The 7,844-nt window shown below is 68.7% G+C and carries 7 protein-coding genes and 1 pseudogene; 4 read left to right on the plus strand and 4 right to left on the minus strand.

The annotated features are described in order from the left end of the window. The coding region (locus AD428_RS19375) for a Tar ligand binding domain-containing protein (protein ID WP_235490985.1) at window positions 1-551 on the minus strand (551 nt) is incomplete at its 3' end. 202 nt (window positions 552-753) lie between these two features. On the opposite strand from AD428_RS19375, the gene AD428_RS19380 reads away from it, so the two are divergent. Both AD428_RS19380 and AD428_RS19385 read left to right on the plus strand, forming a co-directional pair. Next, window positions 754-1,914, plus strand: coding sequence for an acyl-CoA dehydrogenase family protein (locus AD428_RS19380; protein ID WP_053246274.1), 1,161 nt, complete (start codon window positions 754-756; stop codon window positions 1,912-1,914). Next, a complete protein-coding gene (locus AD428_RS19385; protein ID WP_053246270.1) occupies window positions 1,911-3,287 on the plus strand; it encodes an MmgE/PrpD family protein in 1,377 nt (458 codons plus the stop codon). The genes AD428_RS19380 and AD428_RS19385 overlap by 4 nt, the downstream gene beginning before the upstream one ends. Window positions 3,288-3,297: 10 nt before the next feature. On the opposite strand, the gene AD428_RS19390 is transcribed toward AD428_RS19385, so the two are convergent. Continuing rightward, entirely contained in the window at window positions 3,298-3,879 is a 582-nt protein-coding gene (locus AD428_RS19390; protein ID WP_235490988.1) for an SDR family NAD(P)-dependent oxidoreductase, read from the minus strand. Beyond that, window positions 3,852-5,348 carry an MFS transporter gene (locus AD428_RS19395; protein WP_235490986.1) on the minus strand — a complete coding sequence of 499 codons (1,497 nt, stop codon included), beginning with the start codon at window positions 5,346-5,348 and terminating at the stop codon, window positions 3,852-3,854. Before AD428_RS19395 ends, AD428_RS19390 begins: the two co-directional genes overlap by 28 nt. A gap of 142 nt (window positions 5,349-5,490) precedes the next feature. On the opposite strand from AD428_RS19395, the gene AD428_RS25485 reads away from it, so the two are divergent. Further along, the gene (locus AD428_RS25485; RefSeq protein ID WP_082308506.1) at window positions 5,491-6,414 is read left to right on the plus strand and encodes an SDR family NAD(P)-dependent oxidoreductase; all 924 of its coding nucleotides are present in this window, start codon (window positions 5,491-5,493) and stop codon (window positions 6,412-6,414) included. Window positions 6,415-6,490: 76 nt separating this feature from the next. Here AD428_RS25485 and AD428_RS28325 read toward each other — a convergent pair. Beyond that, window positions 6,491-6,772 (minus strand): annotated as a pseudogene (locus AD428_RS28325) (hypothetical protein); the annotation flags it as partial. A gap of 496 nt (window positions 6,773-7,268) precedes the next feature. On the opposite strand from AD428_RS28325, the gene AD428_RS26365 reads away from it, so the two are divergent. Next, window positions 7,269-7,844: hypothetical protein (locus tag AD428_RS26365; protein WP_200908067.1), on the plus strand; the 576-nt coding region annotated here is incomplete at its 3' end.

Here is a 7,844-nt window from a genome sequence, read left to right on the forward strand (position 1 = left end):
CCGGCCACCGCGGCCTCGCCCCGCTGCCGCGCGTGGACCTGGTAGGCGTCCGCGCTCTGCACATAGGCCGCGCCCGCCGGCGCCAGCGCCTGCTCCACGATGCGGCTGGCCTCGATGCCGTTCCAACCCTGGATCGCCTTGTGCAGCGGCGCCAGCGCGCCATCGGCGAAACGGCCATAGGCCGCCAGCACCCTGTCGAACAGCGGCCCGCCGTCGGGGTCGCCGTCCGGGTTGGCGCGCAGCCGCCCGGCGCCCGCGGCCGCCTGCGCCAGCAACGCCTGCGCCTGGGCCAGGTGGGCGTCGCGCGCCTCCTGCATGCCGCTTTCCATGGCCGTCTTGGCGTCGGTCAGGGCGGCGCGCGCCTGGAACAGGCGGCCGGTCGTCTCGGCCAGATCGCCGGCGCGCTCGATGCTGCCGCGCCCCAGCGCCTCGATCTGCGCGCGATTGTCCCGCAAGACCGCAATGCCCGCCGCGGCAGCCACCGCGAACAGCACCACGAACACCGCCAGGGCGGCCGTCATCGCCGTCGTGACCTTGAGATTCCTTTTCATGTCCATCCATCGCGTGGCGCCCGCGCAGCGGGCGTAATGGCCCGGATTATGGACATCCAGTTTGGCAATTTCTTGACACATTCCCCGGCGCGCCCCGCCCAGCTTTCGCCTCCGAAAACCCCGTATTAATGAATTGTGAATTGGCAGCCGCCCGCCGTTGCGGCACATTGCCCGCTATCGCAAACCCTTTTTCGATTGCCTCATGTCTCAATCCGCCGACGCCTACCAGGACATCCGTGAAGCCGTGCGCGACCTCTGCGCCCAATTCCCCGCCGAGTATTTCCGCAAGATCGACGAAGAGCACGGCTACCCCGACGACTTCGTGCGCGCGCTCACCGAGGCCGGCTGGCTGGCGGCGCTGATCCCCCAGGAGTACGGCGGCTCGGGCCTGGGCCTGACCGAAGCCTCCATCATCATGGAGGAAATCAACCGCAGCGGCGGCAACTCGGGCGCCTGCCACGGCCAGATGTACAACATGGGCACCCTGCTGCGCCACGGCTCCGAGGCGCAGAAGCGCCAGTACCTGCCGCGCATCGCCAGCGGCGAGCTGCGCCTGCAGTCCATGGGCGTCACCGAGCCCACCACCGGCACCGACACCACCAAGATCAAGACCACCGCGGTGCGCCGCGGCGACCGCTACGTGGTCAACGGCCAGAAGGTCTGGATCTCCCGCGTACAGCACTCGGACCTCATGATCCTGCTGGCGCGCACCACGCCGCTGGACCAGGTCGCGCGCAAGTCCGAGGGCATGTCCATCTTCATCGTGGACCTGCACGATGCCGTCAAGCACGGCATGACGGTCCGCCCCATTCCCAACATGGTCAACCACGAAACCAACGAGCTCTTCTTCGACAACCTGGAAATCCCGGCGGAGAACCTGATCGGCGAGGAAGGCAAGGGATTCAAGTACATTCTCGACGGCCTGAACGCCGAGCGCACGCTCATCGCCGCCGAATGCATCGGCGACGGCTACTGGTTCGTGGACAAGGTCACGGCCTACGCCAAGGAGCGCAAGGTCTTCGGCCGCCCCATCGGCCAGAATCAGGGCGTGCAGTTCCCCATCGCGCGCTCCTACATCAACGTCGAGGCCGCCAGCCTCATGCGCTTCGAGGCCTGCCGCCTGTTCGACGCGCACCAGCCCTGCGGCGCGCAGGCCAACATGGCCAAGCTGCTGGCCGCCGACGCATCCTGGGAAGCGGCCAACGCCTGCCTGCAGTTCCATGGCGGCTTCGGCTTCGCCAACGAGTATGACGTCGAGCGCAAGTTCCGCGAGACCCGGCTCTACCAGGTGGCGCCCATCTCCACCAACCTCATCCTGTCATACGTCGCCGAACACATCCTGGGCCTGCCCCGTTCCTTCTGACCATGAGCCTCGAACACTCCTCCCATCCAAGCGCGGAACTCGCCGCCTTCGCGGCCAACCTGCGCCACGAAGACATCCCCGCCGCGGTCCTGCGCCGCGCCGAAGACCTGCTGCTCGATTGCCTGGGCTCCATCCTGGCGGGCGCCTCGGCGCGCCCCGTGCAGGCCATCGAGCGCTACGCCCGCGCCATGGGCCCGGCCGACGGCCCCAGCGAAGTCCTCATCACCCGCCGCCGCACCACGCCCCTCTTTGCCGCCATGGTCAACGCGGCCGCCGCGCACGTGGTCGAACAGGACGACGTGCACAACGGCTCGGTGTTCCATCCCGCCGCCGTGGTGTTTCCGCCCGCGCTCGCCGTGGCGCAGGCCCTGGGCAGCTCCGGCGCCGAACTGCTGACGGCGGCCGTGGCCGGCTACGAGATCGGCATCCGGGTCGGCGAATTCCTGGGCCGCTCGCACTACAAGATCTTCCACACCACCGGCACCGCCGGCACCCTGGCCGCCGCCGTCGCCGTGGGCCGCCTGCTCAGGCTCACGCCCGAGCAGATGCTGCACGCGCTGGGCTCGGCCGGCACCCAGGCCGCCGGCTTGTGGGAATTCCTGCGCGACGCCGCCGACTCCAAGCAGCTGCACACGGCCAAGGCGGCCGCCGACGGCATCACCGCCGCCTATCTCGCCAAAGAAGGCTTCACCGGCGCGCGCCACATCCTCGAAGGTCCGCAAGGCATGGCCGCGGGCATGTCCACCGACGCCGACCCCAGCCGCCTGGTCGACCGCCTGGGCACGCGCTGGGCGCTGGCCGAAACCTCGTTCAAGTACCACGCCTCCTGCCGCCACACCCATCCGGCCGCCGACGCCCTGCAGCTCGCCCTGCGCGAAAACGGGCTCTCCGAATCCGACATCGAGCGCGTGGTGGCCCACGTGCACCAGGGCGCCATCGACGTGCTCGGGCCGGTCGTCAACCCCGCCACCGTGCACCAGTCCAAATTCTCCATGGGCACCGTGCTGGCCCTCATCGCCCGCCAGGGCCGCGCCGGCCTGGCCGAATTCGACGCCGGCCTGGACGACCCGGGCGTGGCCGATTTCCGCGCGCGCGTGGAAATGCAGCTCGACCCCGAAGTCGATGCCGCCTACCCCCGACGCTGGATCGGCAAGGTCACCGTCTACACGCGCGACGGCCGCGTGTTCCATGCCCGCGTGGACGAACCCAAGGGCGACCCCGGCAACACCCTCGGCCGCGACGAAATCGAGGACAAGACGCTGCGCCTGGGCCAATATGCCGGCGCCGCCACCGAAGCCGAGCTGCGCGGCCTGATCGGCGCCATCTGGAGCCTCGACGGCGCGCCGCGCGTGGGAGATCTGCTGCCGCGCTGAGGGCCCCGGCTCAGAAGGCCAGCAGGCCCGCCGCCAGGAATCCCCCGTCGACCGCCAGGGTCTGGCCGGTGATGTAGCCGGCCTCCTCCTCGCAAAGAAACGCCACGGCGCGCGCGATGTCCTCGGGCGCGCCATAGCGGCGCATGGGCACTGTCTGTTCATACGCGCGCCGCGTCGCTTCCGGATGCTGCGCCCGCGTCAGCGGCGTTTCGATCGGGCCCGGCGCAACGCAATTGGCCGTGATGCCATGCCCGGCCAGCTCGATCGCCATCTGCCGGGTGAGCGCGGCCAGGCCCGCCTTGGAACTGCCATAGGCCGCGCGATTGACGCCGGCGCGCACGCCGCTGATGGACGTGATGTTCACGACGCGGCCCCAGCGATGCCGCAGCATCATCCTGGCGGCATGCTGGCCCAGCAGCATGGGGCCGGTCAGGTTGACGGCCATGACGTTTTGCCATTGCTCCAGCGTACCGTCGAGAAAAGCGGCGGGACGGGCGATTCCCGCGTTGTTCACCAGGATGTCGCAGCGGCCGTGCCGTTGTTCGAGCTGGGCGAACAGCGCGCTTATGCTGCCGGGTTCGCCCGCGTCCAGGCGGCGGGCCTCGGCGCTTGCGAGCTCCGCGGCGAGGCGGCCGCGCGTCCAGGTCGAGGTCGGCCACGGATCACGTGGCGCCCCGTCTCGCAAAGCCGTCTTGCAATGGCCGCGCCGATGCCGCGGGCCGCGCCGGTGACCAGCGCCACGCGCTTCATGGCGGCCGCCATTATCGCGCTCCCCGTTCCACGGAGACGCGACGGCAGGCGGAACACCAGCGCCGCGCCGATCACGGCCGCGCAGGCCAGGCCGTACAAGCCGCTGCTCACCTGCCCTGTCGCGTCGGCCGCCAGGCCGACCAGGTAGGGCGCGACGAAGCCCGACAGGTTGCCGATAGACGTGATCAGCGCGAACCCGGTGGCGGCGGCGGCGCCGGTGAGAAAAGCGGTAGGCAGGTTCCAGAACAGGGGAATGGCGCTGACGATGCAGGCCATGGCCACCGTGAGCGCCACGAACGACCAGACCGGATCCGCGCGCAGCACGACGCTGAGCACCAGCGCGGCCGCGCCCGTCAGCCCCGCGCACGCCAGATGCCGCCGGCGCTCGCCCGTGCGGTCCGAATTCCAGGCCAGCGCCAGCATGGCCGCCACCGCCGCCGCATAGGGAACAGCGGTCATCCAGCCAATCTCGGCGAGGCCGGCGTAGCCCAATGCCTTGATCAGGGTCGGCAGCCAGAAGCTCACGCCGTACAGCGCCGCCACGAAGGCGAAATAAATCATGCACAAGAGCCAGACGCGCCCGTCCGTGAGTCCCTGCCGGAAGCTGCCGGCGTGGCCCCCGTCGACCGGCCCCAGTTCGGCTTTCAAGGCCGCTTTTTCGTCCGCGCGCAGCCATGCCGCGTCGTCGATGCGGTCGGGCACGAGCATCCAAAAGGCAATGCCGCACAGGATTGCCGGCGCCCCTTCGCACAGGAACATCCATTGCCAGCCCTCGAGAGGCAGGAAGTGCGGCGTGGCGCTCATCAGCCAGGCCGACAGCGGCGCGCCGATGACGCCGGAAATGGGCAGCGCCGTCATGAAGGCGGCAATGATTCTGCCGCGCGTGCGCGCCGGAAACCATTGGCTCACGTACAGCATGATGCCCGGCGCGAAGCCGGCCTCCGCCACGCCGAGCAGGAAGCGAATCGCATAAAACGAAACCGGCCCGGCCGCGAACAGGGTGCAGGCCGACAGAATGCCCCAGCTCACCATGATGCGCGTGAGCCAGGCGCGCGCGCCGACGCGGTGCAGAATCATGTTGCTCGGCACTTCGAACAGGCAGTACCCGACGAAGAAAATGCCGGCTCCCAGGCCATAGGCCGCATTCGACAGCCCGATGTCGGGCGCCATCTGCAGCTTGGCGAAGGCCACATTGACTTTGTCGAGCTGATTGACGATCAGGCTGACGAGAATGATGGGTATCAATCGCCAGAAGATCTTCGCGTCGGTGCCGGCCTGGCAGGTCGCACGGTCTTGGATCAGGGTACTCACGATGGCTGTCTCCGTTCTTGAGCTGACCATTCAGGCTCAATTTATTATCATTTGATAATATATCGCAGGCAGGAGACGGCGCGTGCGCAAGCCGCCCTGGGACTATCCCTAGGAATGCGCCGCCCATAACGGGAGATAACGCATGGACTACCTTAATCGTGTCGTCGCCGTGACCGGCGCGGCCAGCGGCATCGGCCTGGCCACAGCCTGGGCGGCCGCGCGCCGCGGCGCCGCCGTCGTGGCGCTGGACTACAACAAAGCCGCCCTGGACGCCATGGCTCGGGCTTTCTCCGAAGCCGGGCTGCGGCTGACCGGCGCGGAAGTGGACGTGGCCTCCGAATCGTCCGTCAGGCGGGCCATCGCGGCGATCGCGGAAGCCGGCGCGGACACGGTCGACCTGCTGGTCAATTGCGCGGGCATCGTCTCGCGCGGGCGCTTCGAAACCACCAGCGCGCAGGAATGGCAGCGCGCGCTCGACGTCAACCTGACGGGCGCCTTTCTCTGCACCCGGCACATGCTGCCTCTGCTGGACGCTAGCACCGGCAAGGCGGTGGTGCACGTCGCGTCGCTGGCGGCCAAGCGTGTGTCGTATACGGGCGGCGTCGGCTACACGGCCGCCAAGGCCGGCATGCTGGGCCTGATGCGTCACACGGCCTTCGAGCTGTCGCCCAGGCGGATCCGCGTCAATGCCGTCTGCCCCGGCCCGGTGCTGACGGCCCTCACCCGCAATGCCCTGAGCGCCGCGGACATCGACCACGTGGCCGGCATGGTGCCGCTGGGCCGCTGGCTCAGCCCCGAAGACGTGGCCGAAAGCATTCTGTTCCTGGGCAGCCCGGCCGGCGGGCATGATCACCGGCGCCACGCTGGACGTCGACGCGGCCTGTCGCTGGTAACCGCTCGTCCGCGCAAGCCTACCAGGCCGCGCGCGTCGACACGCCCTAGCCGTGCCGGCCCTTGCGGCCGAACAGCTCGTCCGACAGGCGCTCGACGTCTTCCTCGCCGTATTCGCTGCAGGCCACCAGCCGGTCCAGCAGGCCGTCCAGCGCCACCTGCTCGACCGGGGTGAAATCGCGCAGCACGTGGCTCTGCACCTTGAGCACGATGCGCGTGCCGAGCTCGTAGCTGCGCCGGCCCGCCGCGGTCAGCAGGTAGCGCGTCGCGCGGCCGTCGGTGGGATCCGGCATGGCCTCGACCATCTCGAGTTCGCGCAGCTTGAGCAGGCTGCGTCCGGTCTGCACCGGCGTGAGCAGCATGTCGCGCCCGATTTCCGTGGCGGTGCTGCCGGGGGCGTCGGCCAGCTTGACCAGCACGCGCCAGTCGAGCGCGCGGATGCCGAGATGCCGCGCGAACAAGTCCTCGGCCAGGCCGAGTATGGACTCCGCCACGCGCCGGACCCGGTAGGCCGTCAGTCGTTTGAATTGCATAAGGCTGGATAGATAGGCTTGGGCCGAGAGCGTGGAATTCTATGCCATCCACGGCCCGCGACGGCAAAGCCATTCGGGGTCGCCGCCGACGATTTATTATCATATGATAATAAATAGCCATTGAAGGCGCCGAATTTCGACAGGAGACAGCAATGCAGGCCGTAATGGAAGACAACAAGGCGGGGCGCATGGCCCGGCAGCCGGGTGTGTACGTGTATGACGTATCCGGACAGCCCTGGCAGGATGTGGGCAAGGCCGGGCTGGCGCAGAAGATCGTCCGGCGCGACGACCGGACCGGACAGTCGTTCGGGTTCATGTTCTTCGACACCCTCACCCGGACCGGAGTGCACCAGCACCTGGGCAACGCGTTCAGCTACTTTCTCTCCGGCGCCTTGACGGATTACCAGGGCACGACGGCGCCGGCGAGCTCGGCATCAATTTCCCCGGCTCCACCCATGACGCCATCGCCTATCTGCCCACGCTCACGGTGGGCCGGATGGAAGGCCCGGTCGCCTACGGGCCGGACGTCACCCACAGCCTGCATGCGGGCAACCGCCATGCGGCATTCGAGAACGCGTTTCCCGAACACCTGCCCGACCTCAACATCATGCTGGACGCCGTGCCGGTATCCGCCACGCGGGTACCGGGCCTGACGCGCCGCCTCGTCTACGACTATGCCAACACGCCGCACCAACGGCGCATGACCCAGCTCATGCTGCTGCCCGGCGCCTGCGTTCCCGCCCACCGGCTGACGGCGCTGGTGGACCTGTATGTGCTGGGAGGAGACGTGCGATTCCACTGCCAGGGCAAGTCCCTGGACGCGAAGGCGGGCGATTTCGTCATCATGGAGCCCGACGCGCAACTGCGCTTCGAATCCCGCTACGGCGCAAGCCTGCTTCTGTGGGCCGAAGGGCCCGCCCTCTGGGAGGACGGCCCGTCGAGCCCTCGAAGCGTCGCTGTTCGACACCTCGATGGCGTTCATGGCCTACGTCATGCAGACGCTTCTGGGAGCGCGCGCCGAGCCGCGGCGCTGGGGCTCCGCCCACGAGTCGCTGTGCCCCTATCAGGTGTT

The organism is Achromobacter sp. DMS1 (assembly GCF_001270295.1).